This window comes from Xanthomonas arboricola, from assembly GCF_003353015.1.
Classification (GTDB): Bacteria; Pseudomonadota; Gammaproteobacteria; order Xanthomonadales; family Xanthomonadaceae; genus Xanthomonas; species Xanthomonas arboricola_E.
This window is the reverse complement of sequence record NZ_QREM01000009.1, coordinates 1,270,461-1,291,784: the sequence shown is the minus strand read 5'-3', so window position 1 is coordinate 1,291,784 and position 21,324 is coordinate 1,270,461. Positions and strand designations below refer to the sequence as shown.

Sequence of the window (21,324 nt, the reverse complement as noted above, 5' to 3'; positions counted from 1 at the left end):
GCGCTTCCATCGTCATAGGTGAGGAACGATGATGGCTATCGATTCAAAAACGGTCGGTTCAACGGCAATCGGCGCAGCGGCGGTTCCGCGCAGGCGTTACCTGATCCTGCTGATGTTGTTCGTGGTGACCACGATCAACTATGCCGATCGCGCCACCCTGTCCATTGCCGGTTCCGCGGTCCAGGATGCACTGGGCATCGACGCGCTGCAGATGGGTTTCATCTTTTCCGCGTTCGGCTGGGCGTATGTGGCCGGGCAGATTCCCGGCGGCTGGTTGCTCGATCGCTTCGGCTCGCGCCGCGTGTACGGGCTGTCGCTGCTGATCTGGTCATTGTTCACCGCGCTGCAGGGCTTCATCGGTTGGGTGCCGATGGCCTGGGCGGTGACCACGCTATTCGTGCTGCGCTTTCTGGTGGGCATTGCCGAAGCACCCTCGTTTCCCGGCAACAGCCGCATCGTCGCGGCCTGGTTTCCCACCGCCGAGCGCGGCCTGGCCGCGTCCATCTTCAACTCCGCGCAGTACTTCGCCACGGTGGCGTTTGCGCCGCTGATGGGCTGGCTGGTGCATGCCTGGGGGTGGGAGCATGTCTTCCTGGTGATGGGCGGCTTGGGTGTGCTGCTGGCGCTGCTGTGGCGCAAGACCATCTATGCGCCACGCGAACACCCGCGCCTGTCTGCGCAAGAGCTGGACTACATCCAGCGCAATGGCGCGCTGGTGGACATGGAGCAGGGCAACAGGCCAGGCAGCCAGCCCAGTGGCGCGCAATGGCACTACGCCAAGCAGCTGCTGTGCAACCGCATGCTGCTGGGGGTGTATATCGGCCAGTACTGCATCACCACGCTGACCTATTTCTTCCTGACCTGGTTCCCGGTGTACCTGGTGAAGGAACGCGGCATGTCGATCCTGGAAGCCGGCTTCGTGGCCTCATTGCCGGCGGTGTGCGGCTTCGCCGGCGGCGTGCTCGGTGGTTATCTCTCCGACCGCATGGTGCGGCGTGGGTATTCGCTCACCGTCTCGCGCAAGACGCCGATCGTGGTCGGCATGCTGATGTCGGTGACGATGATCGGCTGCAACTACGTGCAGGCCGAATGGATGGTGGTGGGGCTGATGGCGCTGGCCTTCTTCGGCAAGGGCATCGGCGCTCTGGGCTGGGCGGTGGTCGCCGATACCTCGCCCAAGGAAATCGCCGGCCTGTCCGGCGGCCTGTTCAACACCTTCGGCAACATCGCCGGCATCACCACGCCGATCGTCATCGGCTACATCGTCTCCACCACCGGCAGCTTCGAGTGGGCGCTGGTCTTCGTCGGGCTCAATGCCCTGCTGGCGGTGGTGTCCTATCTGGCCGTGGTTGGCGAGATCAAGCGCGTCGAACTGAAGGCGCCTCCGGGTGGCCCGGCCGCGCCTGTCACCGCACCGCGTTGATCGTCTTCGGAGACTCTTGATGACCATTCATCCCTCAGCTGCAAACATCGGCACCACGCCGCGCATCACCGACATCCGCGTGGTGCCGGTCGCCGGCCAGGACAGCATGCTGCTCAATCTCAGTGGCGCGCATGCGCCGTACTTCACCCGCAACGTGCTGGTGTTGCGCGATTCGTCCGGACGCACCGGCGTGGGCGAGGTGCCTGGCGGCGCTGCCATCGCCGGTTTGTTGAACGAGGCGGCTGCGCTGATCCACAACCGCTCCATCGCCGACTACCAGCGCATCCTCAACCACGTGCGCACCGCCTTTGCCGACCGCGACAGCGCCGGGCGTGGCCTGCAGACCTTCGATCTGCGCATCACCATCCATGCGGTGACCGCCATCGAGGCGGCGCTGCTGGATCTGCTGGGGCAGTTCCTGGACCAGCCGGTCGCCGCGCTGCTCGGCGAAGGCCAGCAGCGCGATGCGGTGGACGTGCTGGGCTATCTGTTCTTCATCGGCGACCGCCGCAAGACCGGCCTGAGTTACCGCGACGGCAGCACTGCACGCAATGAGTGGGAAGCATTGCGCGACGAAGAAGCGTTGACGCCTGCGGCGGTGGTGCAGCTGGCCGAAGCGGCCTATGCGAAGTACGGCTTCCGCGATTTCAAGCTCAAGGGCGGCGTGCTGCGCGGCGAGGACGAGATCGAGGCGATCCACGCGTTGCACGCGCGCTTTCCGCAGGCGCGTATCACCCTCGATCCCAATGGGGCGTGGTCGCTGCCGCAGGCCGTCGCGCTGTGCCGCGACATGCATGGCGTGCTGGCCTATGCCGAGGACCCTTGCGGTGCCGAGCAGGGCTATTCCGGCCGCGAGGTCATGGCCGAATTCCGTCGTGCCACCGGCCTGCCCACCGCCACCAACATGATCGCCACCGACTGGCGCCAGATGGGCCATGCCATCCAGTTGCAGTCGGTGGACATCCCGCTGGCCGATCCGCATTTCTGGACCTTGCAGGGCTCGGTGCGGGTGGCGCAACTGTGCCGCGACTGGGGCCTGACCTGGGGCTCGCATTCCAATAACCACTTCGACATTTCACTGGCCATGTTCACCCATGTGGCCGCCGCCGCGCCCGGGCGCATCACCGCCATCGATACGCACTGGATCTGGCAGGACGGCCAGCGCCTCACCCGCGCTCCGTTGCAGATTGCCGGCGGCCAGATCCAGGTGCCGGCCAGGCCAGGGCTGGGCGTGGAGCTGGACATGGACGCGCTGGAGGCCGCGCATCGCACCTACCAGAGCCTGGGCCTGGGCGTGCGCGACGATGCGGCCGCCATGCAGGCGCTGATCCCCAATTGGACCTTCGACAACAAGCGGCCGTGCCTGGTGCGCTGAGGCGTCCCGATGCCTGCTGCCGGAGTGCCGGCCGCAGCGCATGGCGGCGCGTTCACCGCAGGTGGAGAACCGAGCAATGAAACGCCTGATGGCAGTCAGCGGCGCCGCGCTGCTGGCGGTCGGCGCAGCCGGGCGCGCGCGCGCGCAACACCCCGACGAGGGGTTCTGGCAGGGCGCCACCGCCGAGGTCACCGCGCTGAACTTCTACTACAACCGCGACTTCCGCAATGGCGAAGGGCAGGGCAAGCGGGCCGAATGGGCGCAGGGCTTCGTGGTCGATGCCAGGAGCGGCTACACCCGCGGTCCGATCGGCGCGGGCCTGGACCTGATGGGCATCGGCGATTTCAAGCTCGATGGCGTACGCGCCGAAGGCGGCACCGGCCTGCTGCCCAACGACGACGACGGCACCGCCCGGCATGCGCTGGTCCGGGTGGCGCCCACGCTCAAGCTGCGCGCCTCGCAGACAGAATTGAAATGGGGCAGCTTCATTCCCAACGAGCCGCTGGTGCGTGCCAGCATCACCCGCATCATGCCCGAGACGTTTCAGGGCGTGACGCTGGAATCCAAGGACATCCCGAAGCTCGACCTGCTGCTGGCCCGCTTCACCAGCGCCTGGTACCGCGACGGCGATTCACGCGTGCCGATCACCCTGACCAACAAGAACCGCCGCTTCCTCGGTACCCCGGATTCGGATGCGTTCAATCTGGTGTCGGCCACCTACACGCTGGCCCGCGCTACCCAGCTGCGTTATCAAGGCGGGTTGATGGAGGACATCTACCGCCAGCAGCTCTACAACCTGATCCAGACCCACATGTTCGGCAAGGACCGCCTGCGCGTGGATCTGCGCTATTTCCGCACCGACGCTGTCGGCCAGTCGCGCGCCGGCCCGATCGACAACCGCATGGTCAGCAGCATGCTGTCCTGGCGCAGCGGCGGCCATGAATTCGGCGCCGGCTATCAGAAGCTGTCCGGGCCCAGCGCGATGCCCTGGCCGGGAGGTACCGATGGCAACGTCTTCAACTGGACCTTCATCAACGACTTTCTCGAACGCGGCGAGCGCAGCTGGCAGCTGCGCTACAGCATCGATGGCGACAGCATCGGCGTCCCCGGCCTCAGCGTCATGGCGCGCTACATCAGCGGTGACGATGCACGGCCGGCCACCTATGCCGGCGAAGGCCGCGAGTGGGCGCGCGACGTGCTGACCACCTATCAATTCCAGGGCGAGCGCTTCAAGCACCTCAGCATCATCTGGTTCAACGGCACCTTTCGCTCCAACTACCAGCGCAATGTCGATGAAAACCGGTTGATCCTGCAGTACCGGCGCCAGTTCGACAGCCCCGACCGCTAATGCACTCCACCCCCAATGCCCTGCAAGGTAGCCCCCTGATGTCCGCAACCCAGCACGCCATGCCCTGGCTCAGTATCCGCGCCCATGCGCGCGACAATGTCGCCATTGTCGTCAACGATGGCGGCGCGCCCGCCGGCGCCACCTTCGCCGACGGTCTCACCGCCATCGAGCATATTCCGCAGGGCCACAAGATCGCCCTGGTGGACCTGCGCAAAGGCGCGGCGGTGATCCGCCTGGGCGCGGTCATCGGTACTGCCAACGCCGACATCCTGCGCGGCGCATGGGTGAGCGAGCAGTTGCTGGACATGCCGCAGGCCCCCGAGCTGACCACGCTGGATCTGTCGCTGCATCCGGCGCCGGAGCCCGAGCCGCTGGAGGGCTACACCTTCCAGGGCTACCGTAATCGCGATGGCAGCGTGGGCACTCGCAACATCCTGGGCATCATGACCAGCGTGCAGTGCGTGGTCGGCGTGCTTGAGCATGCGGTCGAGCGCATCCGCGCCGAGGTGCTGCCCAGGTATCCGCATGTCGACGATGTCGTGGCGGTCAATCACGTCTACGGCTGTGGCGTGGCGATCACCGCGCCGGAGGCCATCATTCCCATCCGCACGCTGCGCAATATCGCGCGCAGCCCCAACTTCGGCGGGCAGGCGCTGATCGTGGGCCTAGGTTGCGAGAAGCTCGCACCCGAGCGTCTGCTGCCCGACGACGCCACCGAGGACGACAGTGGCGTGTATCGCCTGCAGGAAGCCAGTCTGGGCTTTGCCGACATGGTGAGTTCGATCATGGCCATGGCCGAGGAACGGCTGCGCCATCTGGACCTGCGCCGCCGCGAAGCCGTGCCGGCCAGCGAACTGGTGGTGGGCATGCAATGCGGCGGCAGCGACGCGTTTTCCGGCGTCACCGCCAACCCAGGCCTGGGCGTGGCCGCCGACCTGCTGGTGCGTGCCGGCGCCACGGTGATGTTCTCGGAAAACACCGAAGTGCGCGATGGCATCCATCTGTTGGTGCCCCGCGCGGCCAATGCGGATGTGGCCAGGGCGCTGGTGCGCGAAATGGCCTGGTACGACGGCTATCTGGCACGCGGCCAGGCTGACCGCAGCGCCAATACCACGCCGGGCAACAAGCAGGGCGGGCTGGCCAACATCGTGGAGAAGGCGATGGGCTCGATCGCCAAGTCCGGCTCGTCGGCGATCAACGGCGTGGTGCCGCCCGGTGAGCGGGTCAAGGGGCGTGGATTGCAGTACTGCGCCACGCCCGCCAGCGATTTTGTCTGCGGCACGCTGCAGGTGGCCGCCGGCATGAACCTGCATGTGTTCACGACCGGGCGCGGCACCCCGTACGGCCTGGGCATGGTACCGGTGATCAAGGTCGCCACCCGCAGCGAGCTGGCGCAGCGCTGGTCCGACCTGATGGATATCGACGCTGGCGGGGTGGCCACCGGGGCCAAGACGCTGGAGCAACTGGGCTGGGAGCTGTTCCAGCGCTATCTGGACGTGGCCAGCGGCCAACGCACCTGGACCGAGCAGCATCGCCTGCACAATGACCTGGCCCTGTTCAACCCGGCGCCGATCACCTAGGGCGATTCCGTACCCTCACCCCAACCCTCGTGCCACGCCACGGCCCGGCCCGCGATGCGGGCGCTCCCGGGCAGGCGCACCGGTGGCGGGCAATCCGTGCCTTCTCGCCCCGCGGCTTGGGGGCTTTCAACCCACCGGCTCGCGTCAGGTGCCGGCACCTGATTCACCAGGCCGGTCCTGCGCCTTCACCAGTCGCTCCCCTGCCGCATGCGCCGATACAATGCGCGCTTGTTTTCAGTGTTGACGGAGTTCCCATGTCCCAGATCATCCATACCGATCAGGCGCCTGCCGCCATCGGTCCGTATTCCCAGGCCGTGCGCGCCGGCAGCACCGTGTATTTCTCCGGGCAGATCCCGCTGGACCCGGCCACCGGCGAGATCGTGCCCGGCGACATCGGCGCGCAGGCACGCCGCGCGTTCGACAATCTCAAGGCGGTTGCGGAAGCGGCCGGTGGCTCGCTCGACAGGATCGTGCGGCTGGGCCTGTACCTGACCGACCTGGGCCAGTTCGCCGCCGTCAACGCGGTGATGCAGGAGTATTTCCAGGCGCCGTTCCCCGCGCGTTCGACCATCGAGGTGTCCGGCCTGCCCAAGGGCGCCGGCTTCGAGGTCGATGCGGTGATGGTGCTCGACTGATCCGAGCGCCCTGCCGTGCCACGCGCAGCGACCGCCACCCCGCGCCTGGCCGTCGCCGGCCAGGCCTCGCTTGCCAGCCTGCCCGGCGTCGGCCCGAAAGTGGCCGAGAAGTTCGCTGCGCGCGGCATCGTGACGTTGCAGGATCTGTGGCTGCATCTGCCGTTGCGCTACGAGGACCGCACCCGCCTGACCACGATCGCGCAGTTGCAGAGCGGCGTGCCGGCGCAGATCGAGGGGCGCGTGGAGGCGGTGGAGCGTGGCTTCCGCTTTCGTCCGGTGTTGCGGGTGGCGGTCTCGGACGCGTCGCACGGCAGCGTGGTGCTGCGCTTCTTCCATTTCCGCGCTGCGCAGGTGGCGCAGTTTGCCGTCGGCACGCGCGTGCGCGTGTTTGGTACTCCCAAGCCCGGGCAGCAGGGCTGGGAGATCGTGCACCCCAGTTACCGGGTGCTGGCACCGGGCGAGGATGCCGGGCTGGGCGACAGCCTGGACCCGGTCTACCCGGTGCTGGAAGGCGTTGGCCCGGCCACGCTGCGCAAGCTCATCGGCCAGGCGCTGGAGCGGTTGCCGGCGGAGGCGGCGCTGGAACTGCTGCCGCCGCACTGGCTGCAGGACCAACAACTGCCCTCGCTGCGCGCCGCGCTGCTGACCATGCATCGCCCGCCGGTGAACACCGACCCGCAGCAGCTGCTCGCCGGTGGGCACCCGGCCCAGCAGCGGCTGGCGCTCGAAGAGCTGCTGGCGCATCAGCTCAGCCTGCGCCGCCAGCGCATCGCCCTGCAGCGCTTCCACGCGCCGTTGCTGCCGGGCAACGGCACCCTGGTGCAGCAACTGCGCGCGGCATTGCCATTCCAGCTCACTGGTGCGCAGCAGCGCGTGTTCGCGCAGATTGCCCGCGACCTGGCCAAGCCATCGCCGATGTTGCGGCTGGTGCAGGGCGATGTCGGCAGCGGCAAGACCGTGGTTGCCGCGTTGGCGGCGATGCTGGCGGTGGAGCAGGGCAAGCAGGTCGCGCTGGCGGCGCCGACCGAGCTGCTGGCCGAGCAGCACCTTGCCAATCTGCGCGGCTGGCTGGAACCGCTGGGCGTGCGCATCGTCTGGCTGGCCGGCAAGGTCACCGGCAAGGCACGTGCCGCGGCGATGGCCGAGGTAGCCTCCGGCCAGGCGCAGGTGGTGGTCGGCACGCATGCGTTGATGCAGGACGCGGTGGTCTTCCACGATCTGGCGCTGGCCATCATCGACGAGCAGCACCGCTTCGGCGTGCACCAGCGCCTGGCCTTGCGCGACAAGGGGGCGGCCGCCGGCAGCGTGCCGCATCAGCTGGTGATGACCGCCACACCGATTCCGCGCACCCTGGCGATGTCCACCTATGCGGACCTGGATGTCTCGGCGATCGACGAACTCCCGCCCGGGCGCACGCCGGTGCAGACCATCGTGCTCAGTGCCGAGCGCCGGCCGGAGCTGGTCGAGCGCATCCGCGCCGCCTGCGCCGAAGGGCGCCAGGCCTACTGGGTCTGCACCCTGATCGAAGAAAGCGAAGAGCCCGGCAAGGGTGCGCCCAGCGGCCCGCCAAGGATCGAAGCGCAGGCGGCGGAGGTCACCTTCGAAGCGCTGTCCGCGCAATTGCCCGGCGTGCGTGTGGCGCTGGTGCACGGGCGCATGAAAGCGGCCGAAAAACAGAAGGCCATGCTGGATTTCAAGCAGGGCCGCACCGATCTGCTGGTGGCCACCACGGTGATCGAGGTCGGCGTGGACGTGCCCAACGCCTCGCTGATGATCATCGAAAACGCCGAGCGCCTGGGCCTGGCGCAGTTGCACCAGTTGCGCGGCCGGGTCGGGCGTGGCGCGGCCGCGTCCAGTTGCGTGCTGCTGTATCAGGCGCCGCTCTCGATGATGGCGCGGCAACGCCTGGAAACCATGCGCCAGACCAACGACGGCTTCGTGATCGCGGAAAAGGATCTGGAGCTGCGCGGCCCCGGCGAATTGCTGGGCACCCGCCAGACCGGCCTGGCCAGCTTCCGCATCGCCGATCTCACCCGCGATGCCGGGTTGCTGCCGCGCGTGCAGGTGCTCGCCGAACGGCTGCTGGCCGACGCGCCGGAGATTGCCGACCGTGTGGTCGCGCGCTGGATCGGCAGCGCGGTGCGTTACGCCGCGGCTTGAGTGGCGGGGAATCGGGAATCGGGATTGGGGAATCGGGAATCGGGAATCGGGAATCGGGAATCGTAAAGGCAAGGCTGCTGCCGCCTTGGCGTCCCGGTGATTCGCGTGCCTCGCTGATCCTTGCGAAGATGCTGCAACGAATCCCGAATCCCGAATCCCGAATCCCATGACCAAAAAGATACCGCTGCTGATCGACACCGACCCGGGCGTGGACGACGCGCTGGCCTTGCTGATGGCCTTCAACGACTCCCGGCATGACGTCGTCGGCCTGGCCATCGCCGCCGGCAACGTCGGCCTGGAGCACACCGTGCGCAACGCCTTGAAGGTCTGCGAGATTGCCGGGCGCGAGGATGTGCCGGTTTACGCGGGTTGCCCGCAGCCGCTGCTGCACCCCTCGGTGGACGCAGCGCATGTGCATGGCATCGACGGCTTCGGCGATGTCGGCCTGGCGCCGGCCAAACGCACTGCCGAGACCGAGCACGCCGCGCTGGCCATCCTGCGCCTGTCGCACGAATACGCCGGCGAGCTGCTGCTGGTGGCGCTCGGCCCGCTGACCAATCTTGCGCTGGCGCTGACGCTGGATCCGACCCTGCCGCAGCGGGTGGCGCGGCTGGTGGTGATGGGCGGGGCGCTGACCGGGCACGGCAACATCACCGCGGCGGCCGAATTCAACATCGGCTTCGACCCGGAGGCGGCGCACATCGTGTTCCGCGGCTTCCCGCACTTCGACGTGGCCGACTGGGAGGCCACCATCGCCCACGGCCTGCTGCATCGCGATGTCGAGCAATGGCTGGCGGCGGACTCTGCGCGGGCGCGGTTCTACGAGGAAATCTCGCGCAAGACCCGCCTGTGGTCCGAAGACAGCCGCGGCGAGTACTGGTACGCCGCCGATGCACTGGCGATGGCGTTCGCGCTGCACCCGGAAGGTGCCCAGCGGCTGGAACAGCGGCCGGTGCATATCGAGTTGACCGGTACGCACACCCGCGGGATGACCCTGGTGGACTGGAACCGGCAGGGTGGCGCGCCCGACAACGCCAACCTGCTGCTGGAGTACGACCGCCGGCAGTTCTACGGCCTGGTCGGGGCGGCGCTGGCGGCGGGTTAGGGTGATCTTGCGCCGGGCGTCTGGAGGCCGCTATAATGCCCGGCTTATCCAGGCAGCCCGGCGCCAAGTCCATGAAAGATAACGTTCATCCCAGCTACAACGACGTCGTCTTCCACGACGTGACGTCCGATTTCAAGATTCTGACCCGTTCCACCATGAGCTCGAAAGAGACCGTGAAGTGGGAAGACGGCCAGGAATACCCGCTGATCAAGGTGGATATCTCCTCGGCCTCGCACCCGTTCTATACCGGCAAGCACAAGGTGATCGACACCGGCGGCCGGATCGACAAGTTCCAGAAGCGCTACGCGCGCTGAGCTTGCAGGACGGGCTGTACCGGCAGCGGCCGCGCATTGCGCGGCCGTTGTTTTTTGGGCGTCGGCAACTTCGTTTTCACGCCTTCGACGGGTGCGTCTACGACTTCTGTCCAAGCGACGGCCAAAATGTTGCTGTGCGATAATGACGTGATCCGGGGCGATGCCCTGGACTTCCATCACGTGCCTGCCCATCTGGTGACAGGCGCCTTCCACTGAAGGAGCGTACACAGTGTCCGATCTTGATCAGGTCACGCTCAACGCCGGCGACACGTCGGTCGTTCTGCCGGTTCTCAAGCCCACGCTTGGCAATGATTGCGTCGATATCTCAAAGCTGACCAAAGAAACCGGTCTGTTCACCTACGACTCGGGTTTCACCGCCACCGCCAGCTGCAAGTCGGCCATCACCTACATCGATGGCGACAACGGCGTGTTGCTGTATCGCGGCTACCCGATCGAACAGTTGGCCGAGAAGTCCAGCTTCCTCGAAGTCTCGTACCTGCTGATGAACGGCGAGCTGCCGACCGCGGACGAGTTCAAGAAGTTCGACCACGAAGTGACGCATCACACGATGATGCACGAGTCGCTGAAGAACTTCCTCGGTGGCTTCCGTCACGACGCCCATCCGATGGCCATGCTGGCCGGTTCGGTCGCCTCGCTGTCGGCGTTCTATCACGACACCCTGGACCTCAACGATCCGGAGCAGCGCCGTCAGGCCGCCATCCGCCTGATCGCCAAGGTGCCGACCCTGGCTGCTGCCGCGTACCGCTATTCGATCGGTTGGCCGATCCGCTACCCGCGCAACAACCTCAACTACGTCGACCGCTTCCTGCACATGATGTTCGAAGTGCCGAGCGAGCCGCTGGAGATCAATCCGGTGGTGGCCAAGGCGCTGGATCTGCTGTTCATCCTGCACGCCGATCACGAGCAGAATGCCTCGACCTCGACCGTGCGTCTGGTCGGCTCGACCGGTGCCAATCCGTACGCCTCGGTCGCAGCGGGCATCACCGCGCTGTGGGGCCCGGCACACGGCGGCGCCAACGAAGCCGTGCTGAAGATGCTGGAAGAGATCGGCACCGCCGACAACGTCGAGTCCGCCGTGGCCAAGGCCAAGGACAAGAACTCCTCGTTCCGCCTGATGGGCTTCGGTCACCGCGTCTACAAGAACTTCGACCCGCGCGCCAAGATCATCCGCGAGATGACCCACAAGGTGCTGGGCGAGCTGGGCGTCAACGATCCGCTGCTGGAAGTTGCGCTGAAGCTGGAAGAAGCCGCGCTGAAGGACGACTACTTCGTGCAGCGCAAGCTGTACCCGAACGTCGACTTCTACTCGGGCCTGATCTACAAGGCGCTGAATATTCCGGTGGAGATGTTCACCGTGATGTTCGCCATTGCACGCACCGCCGGTTGGGTGTCGCATTGGCTGGAGCAGCAGGTCGACCCGGAAATGAAGATCGGCCGTCCGCGCCAGATCTACACCGGCTACGACAAGCGCGACTACACCGACAGCGCCAAGCGCTAAACGCTTGCGGTTGTCTGCTTGAACGAACGCCCCGCACTGCGGGGCGTTTGTGTTTACGGATCTGGCGCACTTGTGCCAGCGGCCGAGCCTGGCGCGTTGTAATCAGCGCATGGGCGGCAGGGCGCCGCCACCGTCGTCGTCTGCCAACAGCTGACGCAGCTGGGCGGCCGAGGCGCGCTGCATCGGCTTTTCGTCCAGTTGCGACAACGGCGCCTGGCGCAGCGCGTCGTACGGCAGCACGGTCAGGTCGAAGGTCAGGTCCTCGGCACTGAACAACCAGACCGGGAACTCGGCAGTCCGCTCGCGGTCCAGGCGCAGCCGGCGCGTCCGCAATTCGGCAGGAATGCGGTGTTCTTCCAGAAACCGCTGCACGGCATCGGCATCGTCGCTGTGCAGCTGCAATTGCACCGGCGCATTGGCGTCGGCCGTGCCGTCGAGTACCGGGCCGGTCAGGCGCGGCTGGAACGGGCCGAGAAACTCCAGCGCGCGCAAGGCGGCCTCGCGGCGCTGGCGCAGCCGCAGCCCGTGCGCCGGTCCGGCGAACAGGCGTTGGTGCTCGCGCAGGGCGTCTTCGATCTCGCGATTGCGCGGCAGCGACGCGTCGTCGTGGATGCCCAGCCGGCTGGCTGCCTTGAGCTTGGCCTGATGAAAATCGCGGATGCCGCCTTCGGCCATCAGCCGGGCCGCCTCGTGCGCCAGGCGGTGGCGCCGTTCTCGGGTTCGCGTATCGGCGTGTTCGCGCGCGTGATGCATGACCGGGCTCCCCTCATGAACCTGGTTCGACTCTACAACAGCCGCATGACGGCGTGGCGAAAGTCACGGGGCGCATGCCCGACGGACCGTGTTCGATCAGCGCAGGCACGCCCTGGCATGCGTTGAACCATCGCTGCCGCTACGTGTCGAGTCCGGGGAATCGGCCGGCCTGCGCCGTTCCGATTCCCGAACCCCGGCACTCAGAAGATATCGAACGCCTTCTCGTCCTGCTGCTCCTGCAGGCCGTAGTCGTAATCCTGCAGGCGATCCAGGTCCTCGTTCTTCACCCATTCCACCGCGCCATTGATGGTGGCCTGGGTCATGCCGTCGGGCGGGTCGTTGGCGGCGATCGGCTTGTCCTTCAGGGCCACGCGCATGTAGTCGATCCAGATCGGCAGCGCGGCCTTGCCACCGTATTCGCGATAGCCGAGCGAGCGGAAGTCGTCGCGGCCCACCCACACCGTGGTGGCGTAGGGGCCGCCAAAGCCGGAGAACCAGGCGTCACGGTGATCGTTGGTCGAGCCGGTCTTGCCGCCGACGTCCTCGCGCCCCAGCACCTTGGCCGCGGTGCCGGTGCCGCGCTGGACCACGTCGCGCATCATCGAGACCAGCTGGTAGGCGGTGCGCTCGTCGATGGCGCGCGGCGCGATCTTGGTTTCGGCAGTGGCTGCCGGGGCGGTCTCCGCCGGCGTGTCCGGCGTCGCCGTGGTCGGCTCGATCGACTTGGGCAGTGCGGGGGCGCCGAAGTTGAAGCCGTCCACCACCTGGCTCACCGGCGCGACATTGCCACCCTGCAGCGCGCAGGTACGGCAGGCCACCGCCGGAACCTCCTTGAAGACGACATTGCCGTCGCGGTCCTTGATCTCGTCCACGATCCAGGTCTCCACCCGCGAGCCGCCATTGGCGAACACCGCATAGCCACGCGCCACCGACAGCGGCGTCAGCGACGCAGTGCCCAGCGACATCGACAGGTTGGGCGGCAGCTCGGCTTCCTGGAAGCCGAACTGACTGATGTATTTGCGTGCGAAATCGACGCTGATCGCGTCCAGCAGGCGCACCGACACCAGGTTGCGCGATTGCACCAGCGCCTCGCGCAGGCGCATCGGGCCGCGGAAGCCACCGCCGTCGTTCTGCGGCGACCAGGTCTTGCCGCGGCGGTCGCGGAACACCACCGGGGCATCCAGCACGATCGAGGCCGGGTTGAAGCCCTTCTCGAACGCGGCCGCATACACGAACGGCTTGAAGCTGGAACCCGGCTGGCGACGTGCCTGGGTGGCACGGTTGAACTTGTTGCCGGCGAAGCTGAAACCGCCGACCAGCGCACGCAGCGCACCGCTGTTGGCATCCAGCGACACCAGCGCGGCCTGGCCGCGCGGCAACTGGTCGATGATCCATTCGCCGTCTTTTTCGCCGGCGCGGATGCGGGTCAGGTCGCCGCGCGTCAGCAACTTGGCCGGGGTCTTGTTGGTCCAGCGGCTGGCGCTGGCCGGCAGGGTCAGCTCGGTCTTGTCGCTCTGCACGACGGTCACGCCGCCGTCGGCATTGGTGCGCGCCACGATCACCGCGCGCAGGCCGCCCTGGGTGAACACGCCGGACAGATGCTTGGCCAGTGCCGCTGCATCCGCGTCGGCGGGGACATCGACATGCTGCTCCACGCCATGCCAGCCATGCCGGTGGTCGTACAGGCGCAGGCCTTCGGCCACCGCCGCATCGGCGCCGGTCTGCAGCGTGGCATCGATGGTGGTGGTGACGTGGTAACCCTTGTTGAGCACATCGCCGCCGTACTTGGCGATCATTTCCTGGCGCACCAGCTCGGCCACGTACGGGGCGTAGACCTCGACCGGCGGCTCGTGCGGCTTGGCGTGCATCGGCACCGCCTTGGCCGCATCGGCTTCGGCCTGGCTGACGAAGCCCAGGTCGGCCATGCGCTGCAGGACGTAATAGTCACGGCGTTCCTGCGCGCGTTCCGGATTGCTGATCGGGTTGCCGCTGGACGGGAACTTGGGGATGCCGGCCAGCGAGGCCATCTCGTCCAGGCTCAGCTCGCTCATCTTCTTGCCGTAGTAGTACTCGGCCGCCGCACCCACGCCGTAGGCGCGGTTGCCGAAGAAGCTCTTGTTGAGATACAGCTCGAAGATCTCGTCCTTGCTCAGCTCACTTTCGATCTTGCGCGCCAGCAGGATCTCGGCCAGCTTGCGGGTATAGCTGTATTCGGAACTGAGGAAGAACTGCCGCGCCACCTGCTGGGTGATGGTCGAACCACCCGGCACCCGCTTGGCGTCGGTGCTGGCCAGCAGCCACACCGCGCGGGCGATGCCCTTGTAGTCCACGCCGCCGTGCTCGTAGAAGCGCGCATCCTCGGTTGCCAGGAAGGCCTGCTTCAGGCGCAGCGGCACGTCCTTCATCTGGACGGGGTAGCGACGGGTCTCGCCGTAGACGGCCATCAGGCGGCCGTCGCTGGAATACACGTACATTGGCTCCTGCAGTTCGACCTGCTTGAGCGACTGCACGTCCGGCAACTTGGAGGAAATGGCGTAATACAGGCCGCCGGCAGCAATAGCACCAAGCAGGGCGAGCACCACGAACGCGGCCAGGATCCAGCCCAGCCAACGGCGAATACGGGGCATGTAAGAGAGATTCCGATTGCAGATTTCTTGGTCACAGAGTATAGATGACGCCGGGTTTGGCTGGGGCCGAACTCTGGGGATCGCAGAAGACGGTACTGGGGTCACGTCGCGGGGCCATTGCCTTGCGCGTGAAGGGCTTGTCAACTGTTAAAATCTAGTTATTAATACGAGGGCGCGAACATGCGTCCAAGTGCCCATCGGCAGGGGAGTTTCCGTGGGGCTTCTACCCAAGAGTCAGTCGCCACTGATCGGTGTCGACATCAGTTCCACTGCGGTCAAGCTCCTGCAGCTGTCGCGCAGCGGGAACCGTTTCCGCGTGGACCACTATGCGGTGGAACCGTTGCCGCCGAATGCGGTCGTGGAAAAGAACATCGTCGAAGTCGAGGCGGTCGGCGAAGCGATCCGCCGCGCCATCAACCGGTCCGGCAGCAAGGCCAGGAATGCCGCAGCTGCGGTGGCCGGCTCGGCGGTGATCACCAAGCTGATCCCGATGCCGGCCGATCTGGATGACAGCGACATGGAAGCCCAGGTCGAGCTGGAAGCCACCAACTACATCCCGTACCCGATCGAGGAAGTGAATCTCGATTTCGAAGTGATCGGCCCGATGCCCAACAGCCCGGACATGGTCCAGGTGCTGCTGGCGGCGTCGCGTTCGGAGAACGTGGAACTGCGCCAGTCCGCGCTGGAGCTGGGGGGGCTGGTTGCCAAGGTGATGGACGTGGAGGCCTTTGCGGTCGAGAACGCGTTCGCCCTGGTTGCCAGCGAGCTGCCGGTTGCCGCCGATGCGGTGGTCGCGCTGGTGGACATCGGCGCGACCATGACCACGCTGAGCGTGCTGCGTTCCGGCCGCAGCCTGTATAGCCGCGAGCAGGTCTTCGGCGGCAAGCAGCTCACCGACGAGGTGATGCGCCGGTACGGGCTGACCTACGAAGAGGCCGGCCTGGCCAAGCGTCAGGGCGGTTTGCCGGAAAGCTACGAGGTCGAAGTGCTGGAGCCGTTCAAGGAGGCGACGGTGCAGCAGATCAGCCGCTTGCTGCAGTTCTTCTACGCGGGCAGCGAATTCAATCGCGTCGACTGCATCGTGCTGGCCGGCGGTTGCGCCGCGCTGTCGCGCCTGCCGGAGATGGTGGAGGAGCAGCTCGGTGTGACCACCGTGGTCGCCAACCCGCTTGCGCAGATGACGCTGGGCCCGAAGGTCCAGGCCCATGCGCTGGCGCTGGATGCGCCTGCATTGATGATTGCCACCGGCCTGGCCCTGAGGAGCTTTGACTGATGGCAAGAATCAATCTTTTACCCTGGCGCGCCGAGCGCCGGAAGGCGCGCGAGCGCGAGTTCTACTCCATGCTGGGCTTCGCCGCGCTGGGCGGGGTGCTGCTGTCGGTCCTGGTCTGGTTCTACTACGACGCACAGATCACCGGCCAGACCGAGCGCAATGCGTTCCTGACCGCCGAAATCGACAAGGTCAAGGCGCAGAACCAGGAGATCAGTGAACTCGACAAGAAGAAGGACCGCCTGCTGGCCCGCAAGAAGGTGATCGAGGAGCTGCAGGCCAATCGCTCGCAGATGGTGCACCTGTTCGATTCGCTGGTGCGCACCATTCCCGATGGCGTGGCCTTGACCAACATCAAGCAGGACGGCGACATCCTCACCCTGGAAGGACGCTCGCAGTCCAATGCGCGCGTCAGTGCCTATATGCGCAACCTGGAAGGCTCGGGCTGGATGACCAATCCGGACCTGTCGATCATCGAGGCCAAGAGCCAGGACAAGACCGGGCAGCCTGCCGCATCTCCGATGGACACCACGGCACTGCCGTACGTATTCACGCTCAAGGTCAAGCTGGCCAATCCGAACGAGGCTGACAAGAACGGCACCGCACCGGTCGACGCGCAAGCGCCGGGTGCAGCGCCGGCCGGAGCGGCACCTGCGGGCACGCCAGCAGCGGCACCTGCAGCGCCTGCGCCTGCGACGCCGCCGGCCGCTGCGCCTGTGCATCCAGCGCCGGCGCCAGCCACTCGGCCACAGGAGGGGGCGGCGTCATGAGTAAGAAAGCATTCAAGCTCAGCGATCTGGATTTCAACAACATCGGCGGCTGGCCGCAGCAGGCACGCATCGTGTTCTGCGTGGTGGTCGGCCTGTTCATCATGGTGCTGGCCTGGTTCCTGTTGATCAGCGGCAAGCGCGATGAACTCGAAGGCCTGGAAGGGACCGAAACACAGCTGCGCACCGAGTTCGAGACCCAGCAGGGCCGCGCGGTGAATCTGGAGCCGCTCAAGCAGCAGCTCGCGCAGATGGAACAGGTGCTGCAGCAGATGCTGCGGCAGCTGCCCAGCAAGACCGAAATGCCGGACCTGATCATCGACATCTCGCAGACCGCGCTGTCCAGCGGGCTGTCCAACGAGTTGTTCCAGCCGGGCCCGGAATCGCCGAAGGAGTTCTACGCCGAAAAGCCGATCGCCCTGCGCATGGTAGGCAGTTACCACCAGTTCGGTGCCTTCGTCAGCGGCGTGGCGTCGCTGCCGCGCGTGGTGATCCTGACCATGCACGACATCAACCTCAAGCCGAAGGACCCCAAGGCCGGCATCACCCCGCGCGGGGCGCTGGAACTGTCCGGCACGGTCAAGACCTATCGTTATCTGGACGATGAGGAAATGGCCGAGCAGGAGAAGGCGGCGGCCGATGCTGCCAAGAAGGGCGGCCAATGACCATGAGACTGCTCAAGATCCTGTCCTGCGTGGCGCTAATGGCTGTATTGCCGGCGTGTACGCGCGGTGTGACCAGCACGCCGGGCGATGCGCCGAATCTGGAAGCCTGGGTCGCCGAAGTGCGCGCACGGCCGGCGCCGCCGTTGGAGCCATTGCCGGTGATGCAGCAGTTCGAGACGTTCGAGTATGCGGCGCAGTCGATGCGCGACCCGTTCAGTGATGCCTGGGTCAGTGCGGAAGGCGGCAACGGCATGCGTCCGGATCCGAACCGGCGCAAGGAGCCGCTGGAGGCCTATCCGCTCGACGCCCTCGACATGGTGGGGACCATTGGCGGCGGTTCGGGCCTGGTCGCGCTGGTCATGGCGCCCGACAAGGTGACCTACCGGGTACGCCCGGGTGTGTATCTGGGACAGAGCGATGGCCGGGTCACCGGGGTCTACGAAGACCGCATCGAGCTGATTGAACTTGTGCCCGACGGTGCGGGTGGATGGCTTGAACGGCCGGCCGCGCTCGCATTGGATGATCAATAAAGTGATAGGGGATAGCACGATGACGTTTTCCAATGCCCAGCGGCTGCGCCCGGTCCGGCGCCACGCGGTACTCCAGTCCTGCGCGCTGGGGTTCGCACTGGCGCTGGTCAGTGGTGGCGCATTCGCGGCGGCGGCACAGAAGCAGCCTGCGCAGGATCCGGCCAGGACCGCTCCGGCGAGCCTGGCGGTGTCCAAGATCGATTTCAAACGGGGCGAGGACGGCACGGGTCGGCTGATCCTGCAGTTCGACGGGCAGGGTGCCAGCCCGGACCTGCGCACGCAGGGCGACAATGTGCTGGTCGACATCAGCAACGCGCGGTTGCCTGCCGAACTGCAGCGCCCACTCAACGTCACCGATTTCGCAACGCCGGTGCAGCGTGTCGAGGTCCGGCCGTCCGGCTCGGGTTCGCAGCTGGTGCTGTCGACCAAGGGCGCGTTCGATTCGCTGGCCTACCAGACCGGCAACGAGTACGTGGTCGAAATCACGCCGCGCAAGGGCCAGCCCGCAGTCGGTGGCGTCAGCGCCGCAGCGGTCAGCCAGGCCGCTGCGCAGATTGCCGCGCGCGGTTACAGCGGCCGCCCGGTGACGTTCAACTTCCAGGACGTGCCGGTGCGCACCGTGCTGCAGCTGATCGCCGAGGAATCCAACCTCAACATCGTCGCCTCCGACACCGTGCAGGGCAATGTCACCCTGCGTCTGATGAACGTGCCGTGGGACCAGGCGCTGGACATCGTGCTGCGCGCCAAGGGCCTGGACAAGCGCCGCGACGGCGGCGTGGTGTGGGTTGCCCCGCAGCCGGAGCTGGCCAAGTTCGAGCAGGACAAGGAAGACGCCCGCATCGCGATCGAGAACCGCGAGGATCTGATCACCGATTACGTGCAGATCAATTACCACAACGCAGCTGTGATCTTCAAAGCGCTGACGGAGGCCAAGGGGATTGGTGGCGGTGGTGGTGGTCAGGGCGGCGGTCAAGGTGGACAAGGTGGCCAGCAGGACAATGGATTCCTGTCGCCTCGCGGTCGCCTGGTTGCCGACGAGCGCACCAACACCCTGATGATCAGCGATATTCCGAAGAAGGTCGCGCAGATGCGCGAGCTGATTTCGCATATCGATCGCCCCGTGGATCAGGTGTTGATCGAGAGCCGTATCGTGATCGCGACAGATACATTTGCGCGCGATCTGGGCGCACGGTTCGGGGTATCTGGTGCAACCGGGCGTGGGATATTGAGTGGTTCGCTCGAGAGCACAAATAATTACCGTAACACGCTCGCGCAACGTAATAATGAGATTAACAATACGCGTACCGCTACAACTCCGGGTACGAGTAGTACATTGCCAGCCTTTCTTTTTCCCTCCGGTTTGAATATTGATTTGGGGGCGGGTGGATTTACAAACAGTAATGCGGCAGGCCTGGCTTATACATTGTTGGGTTCCAACTTCAATCTGGATATCGAATTGTCGGCAATGCAAGAAGAGGGGCGTGGCGAGGTTGTCTCCAACCCGCGTATCGTGACGGCTAACCAACGCGAAGGTGTCATCAAGCAGGGGCGTGAAATTGGCTACGTAACCATCAGCGGCGCTGGTGTTGCAGGCGGCGGCTCGCAAGCAAATGTGCAGTTCAAGGAAGTATTGCTTGAGCTGAAGGTGACGCCAACCATCACCAACGATAATCGTGTGTTCCTCAATATGAATGTGAAGAAAGACGAGGTTGCTCGATTCATTGATCTGCCGCAGTACGGCACCGTGCCGGAAATCAATCGTCGTGAAGTCAATACTGCGGTTCTGGTGGCAGATGGTGAAACGGTGGTGATCGGTGGCGTATACGAATTTACTGATCGGGAAAGCGTTTCGAAGGTTCCATTTTTGGGAGATATCCCGTTCCTGGGCAATTTGTTCAAGAAGCGTGGGCGTAGCAAGGAAAAAGCCGAGCTACTGGTCTTCGTAACTCCCAAGGTATTGCGGGTTGCAAACGCAGCGCGGTAACCGCGCTCGATACGATGGAGACAAGGGAGGCCGCGAAAGCGGCCTTCTTCCTTTCTATCATGCGTGCTCCAGATCAAAGGGGTGGAGAAACCACGTCTTTCCCCAAATGGAAGGCTTGCGGAGTGCCGCAGGAGCCGGCCATCCGCGGTGTGCCCGGCAGCATGAACCCGGTCACTCACTGAACATCTTTCTGCCCGGCAGTGAACCAATCACATTCGAATCGGTCACACTGGGCCTATGAACGCACCGCCGCTCTTGCCCCCCGAAGCCGCTGCCGCGCCCGCCGAGGACCGGTTGCATCGTCAATTCACCTTGCTGCGCGAGTCGCTGACGCAGCGCATCGTGGGCCAGTCTGCGCTGGTCGAACGCTTGCTGATCGCCTTGCTGGCCGATGGTCATCTGCTGGTCGAGGGCGCGCCCGGTCTGGCCAAGACCACCGCGATCCGTGCGCTGGCCTCACGGCTGGAAGCGGATTTCGCGCGGGTGCAGTTCACCCCGGATCTGCTGCCTTCCGATCTGACCGGCACCGAGATCTGGCGGCCGCAGGACAGCCGGTTCGAGTTCATGCCCGGGCCGATCTTCCATCCGATCCTGCTGGCCGACGAGATCAACCGTGCACCGGCCAAGGTGCAGTCGGCGCTGCTGGAAGCGATGGGCGAGCGCCAGGTCACCGTCGGGCGTCACACCTATGCGCTGCCGCAACTGTTCCTGGTGATGGCCACGCAGAACCCGATCGAACAGGAGGGCACCTTCCCGTTGCCCGAGGCGCAGCTGGATCGCTTCCTGATGCATGTGCGTATCGGCTATCCGCAGGCCGATGCCGAAGCGGAGATCCTGCGTCTGGCACGTGAAGCCGCACGCGATACCCTGGAAAAGCACGAAACGGTGCCCGACAAGATCCCGCTGGAAGATGTCTTTGCCGCGCGGCGTGTCGTGCTGGACGTGCATCTGGCGCCGCAGCTGGAGCGCTACCTGATCGAGATCGTCCTCGCGTCGCGCGATGCCCAGCGCTACGACCCGGCATTGGCGCGGCGGATCGCCTGGGGCGCGAGCCCGCGTGGATCGATCGCGCTGGAGCGCTGCGCACGTGCGCGTGCATGGCTGGCCGGGCGCGACTACGTGACCCCGGACGATATCCGCGCAATCGCGCCGGACGTGCTGCGTCATCGCGTGCTGCCCAGCTACGAGGCCACTGCCGAAGGCTGGGATGGCGAACGCCTGGTCGCCGCCTTGTTGGAAAAGATTCCGCTGCCCTGATCGGGTAGCGTG

Annotated in this window: 17 protein-coding genes; 15 read left to right on the top strand and 2 right to left on the bottom strand. The window is 65.8% G+C overall.

Annotation, left to right across the window (positions count from 1 at the left end; all coding sequences use genetic code 11):
• The first annotated feature begins 28 nt into the window (after positions 1 to 28).
• The 9 genes from C0541_RS16085 to C0541_RS16045 all read left to right on the top strand — a co-directional run bounded on the left by C0541_RS16085 (position 29) and on the right by C0541_RS16045 (position 11,459).
• Complete coding sequence (locus C0541_RS16085; protein WP_338016144.1) at positions 29 to 1,423, top strand: MFS transporter; 1,395 nt, start codon at positions 29 to 31, stop codon at positions 1,421 to 1,423.
• A 19-nt stretch (positions 1,424 to 1,442) separates the two neighbouring features.
• A complete protein-coding gene (gene gudD / locus C0541_RS16080) occupies positions 1,443 to 2,798 on the top strand; it encodes a glucarate dehydratase (protein ID WP_115049848.1) in 1,356 nt (451 codons plus the stop codon).
• A gap of 76 nt (positions 2,799 to 2,874) precedes the next feature.
• Positions 2,875 to 4,146 (top strand): OprD family porin, encoded by a 1,272-nt coding sequence (locus C0541_RS16075; protein WP_115049847.1) that lies wholly within the window; start codon positions 2,875 to 2,877, stop codon positions 4,144 to 4,146.
• A gap of 59 nt (positions 4,147 to 4,205) precedes the next feature.
• The gene (gene garD, locus C0541_RS16070; RefSeq protein WP_238601343.1) at positions 4,206 to 5,726 is read left to right on the top strand and encodes a galactarate dehydratase; all 1,521 of its coding nucleotides are present in this window, start codon (positions 4,206 to 4,208) and stop codon (positions 5,724 to 5,726) included.
• A 254-nt stretch (positions 5,727 to 5,980) separates the two neighbouring features.
• Complete coding sequence (locus C0541_RS16065; RefSeq protein WP_115049845.1) at positions 5,981 to 6,361, top strand: RidA family protein; 381 nt, start codon at positions 5,981 to 5,983, stop codon at positions 6,359 to 6,361.
• Between the two features lie 15 nt (positions 6,362 to 6,376).
• The gene (gene recG / locus C0541_RS16060; protein WP_115049844.1) at positions 6,377 to 8,521 is read left to right on the top strand and encodes an ATP-dependent DNA helicase RecG; all 2,145 of its coding nucleotides are present in this window, start codon (positions 6,377 to 6,379) and stop codon (positions 8,519 to 8,521) included.
• A 166-nt stretch (positions 8,522 to 8,687) separates the two neighbouring features.
• Positions 8,688 to 9,626, top strand: coding sequence for a nucleoside hydrolase (locus C0541_RS16055; protein ID WP_115049843.1), 939 nt, complete (start codon positions 8,688 to 8,690; stop codon positions 9,624 to 9,626).
• 71 nt (positions 9,627 to 9,697) lie between these two features.
• Complete coding sequence (locus C0541_RS16050; RefSeq protein ID WP_024938126.1) at positions 9,698 to 9,940, top strand: type B 50S ribosomal protein L31; 243 nt, start codon at positions 9,698 to 9,700, stop codon at positions 9,938 to 9,940.
• 229 nt (positions 9,941 to 10,169) lie between these two features.
• The gene (locus tag C0541_RS16045) at positions 10,170 to 11,459 is read left to right on the top strand and encodes a citrate synthase (RefSeq protein WP_115049842.1); all 1,290 of its coding nucleotides are present in this window, start codon (positions 10,170 to 10,172) and stop codon (positions 11,457 to 11,459) included.
• Positions 11,460 to 11,561: 102 nt separating this feature from the next.
• Here C0541_RS16045 and C0541_RS16040 read toward each other — a convergent pair whose 3' ends face one another.
• Positions 11,562 to 12,212 (bottom strand): hypothetical protein, encoded by a 651-nt coding sequence (locus C0541_RS16040; RefSeq protein WP_115049841.1) that lies wholly within the window; start codon positions 12,210 to 12,212, stop codon positions 11,562 to 11,564.
• A gap of 200 nt (positions 12,213 to 12,412) precedes the next feature.
• Positions 12,413 to 14,839, bottom strand: coding sequence for a penicillin-binding protein 1A (locus tag C0541_RS16035; RefSeq protein WP_161960102.1), 2,427 nt, complete (start codon positions 14,837 to 14,839; stop codon positions 12,413 to 12,415).
• 214 nt (positions 14,840 to 15,053) lie between these two features.
• On the opposite strand from C0541_RS16035, the gene C0541_RS16030 reads away from it, so the two are divergent.
• From C0541_RS16030 to C0541_RS16005, 6 genes are all read left to right on the top strand, one after another.
• Positions 15,054 to 16,112: a type IV pilus assembly protein PilM gene (locus C0541_RS16030; RefSeq protein ID WP_115049839.1), complete on the top strand. Its 1,059-nt coding sequence runs from the start codon at positions 15,054 to 15,056 to the stop codon at positions 16,110 to 16,112.
• Entirely contained in the window at positions 16,112 to 16,879 is a 768-nt protein-coding gene (locus C0541_RS16025) for a PilN domain-containing protein (protein ID WP_115049838.1), read from the top strand. Before C0541_RS16030 ends, C0541_RS16025 begins: the two co-directional genes overlap by 1 nt.
• Positions 16,876 to 17,541: a type 4a pilus biogenesis protein PilO gene (locus tag C0541_RS16020; protein ID WP_016903585.1), complete on the top strand. Its 666-nt coding sequence runs from the start codon at positions 16,876 to 16,878 to the stop codon at positions 17,539 to 17,541. Before C0541_RS16025 ends, C0541_RS16020 begins: the two co-directional genes overlap by 4 nt.
• Positions 17,538 to 18,071, top strand: coding sequence for a pilus assembly protein PilP (locus C0541_RS16015; RefSeq protein ID WP_115049837.1), 534 nt, complete (start codon positions 17,538 to 17,540; stop codon positions 18,069 to 18,071). Before C0541_RS16020 ends, C0541_RS16015 begins: the two co-directional genes overlap by 4 nt.
• 19 nt (positions 18,072 to 18,090) lie before the next feature.
• Positions 18,091 to 20,055 (top strand): type IV pilus secretin PilQ, encoded by a 1,965-nt coding sequence (locus C0541_RS16010; protein ID WP_115049836.1) that lies wholly within the window; start codon positions 18,091 to 18,093, stop codon positions 20,053 to 20,055.
• Positions 20,056 to 20,292: 237 nt separating this feature from the next.
• Positions 20,293 to 21,312 (top strand): AAA family ATPase, encoded by a 1,020-nt coding sequence (locus tag C0541_RS16005; protein ID WP_104584784.1) that lies wholly within the window; start codon positions 20,293 to 20,295, stop codon positions 21,310 to 21,312.
• Positions 21,313 to 21,324 lie beyond the last annotated feature (12 nt).

What these genes read in the sequence shown, in the direction of transcription:
- C0541_RS16085 (WP_338016144.1), top strand. Translation starts at nt 29, where the DNA reads ATGATGGCTATCGATTCAAAAACGGTCGGTTCAACGGCAATCGGCGCA.
- gudD (WP_115049848.1), top strand. Translation starts at nt 1,443, where the DNA reads ATGACCATTCATCCCTCAGCTGCAAACATCGGCACCACGCCGCGCATC.
- C0541_RS16075 (WP_115049847.1), top strand. Translation starts at nt 2,875, where the DNA reads ATGAAACGCCTGATGGCAGTCAGCGGCGCCGCGCTGCTGGCGGTCGGC.
- garD (WP_238601343.1), top strand. Translation starts at nt 4,206, where the DNA reads ATGCCCTGGCTCAGTATCCGCGCCCATGCGCGCGACAATGTCGCCATT.
- C0541_RS16065 (WP_115049845.1), top strand. Translation starts at nt 5,981, where the DNA reads ATGTCCCAGATCATCCATACCGATCAGGCGCCTGCCGCCATCGGTCCG.
- C0541_RS16055 (WP_115049843.1), top strand. Translation starts at nt 8,688, where the DNA reads ATGACCAAAAAGATACCGCTGCTGATCGACACCGACCCGGGCGTGGAC.
- C0541_RS16050 (WP_024938126.1), top strand. Translation starts at nt 9,698, where the DNA reads ATGAAAGATAACGTTCATCCCAGCTACAACGACGTCGTCTTCCACGAC.
- C0541_RS16040 (WP_115049841.1), bottom strand. Translation starts at nt 12,212, where the DNA reads ATGCATCACGCGCGCGAACACGCCGATACGCGAACCCGAGAACGGCGC.
- C0541_RS16035 (WP_161960102.1), bottom strand. Translation starts at nt 14,839, where the DNA reads ATGCCCCGTATTCGCCGTTGGCTGGGCTGGATCCTGGCCGCGTTCGTG.
- C0541_RS16025 (WP_115049838.1), top strand. Translation starts at nt 16,112, where the DNA reads ATGGCAAGAATCAATCTTTTACCCTGGCGCGCCGAGCGCCGGAAGGCG.
- C0541_RS16020 (WP_016903585.1), top strand. Translation starts at nt 16,876, where the DNA reads ATGAGTAAGAAAGCATTCAAGCTCAGCGATCTGGATTTCAACAACATC.
- C0541_RS16015 (WP_115049837.1), top strand. Translation starts at nt 17,538, where the DNA reads ATGACCATGAGACTGCTCAAGATCCTGTCCTGCGTGGCGCTAATGGCT.
- C0541_RS16010 (WP_115049836.1), top strand. Translation starts at nt 18,091, where the DNA reads ATGACGTTTTCCAATGCCCAGCGGCTGCGCCCGGTCCGGCGCCACGCG.
- C0541_RS16005 (WP_104584784.1), top strand. Translation starts at nt 20,293, where the DNA reads ATGAACGCACCGCCGCTCTTGCCCCCCGAAGCCGCTGCCGCGCCCGCC.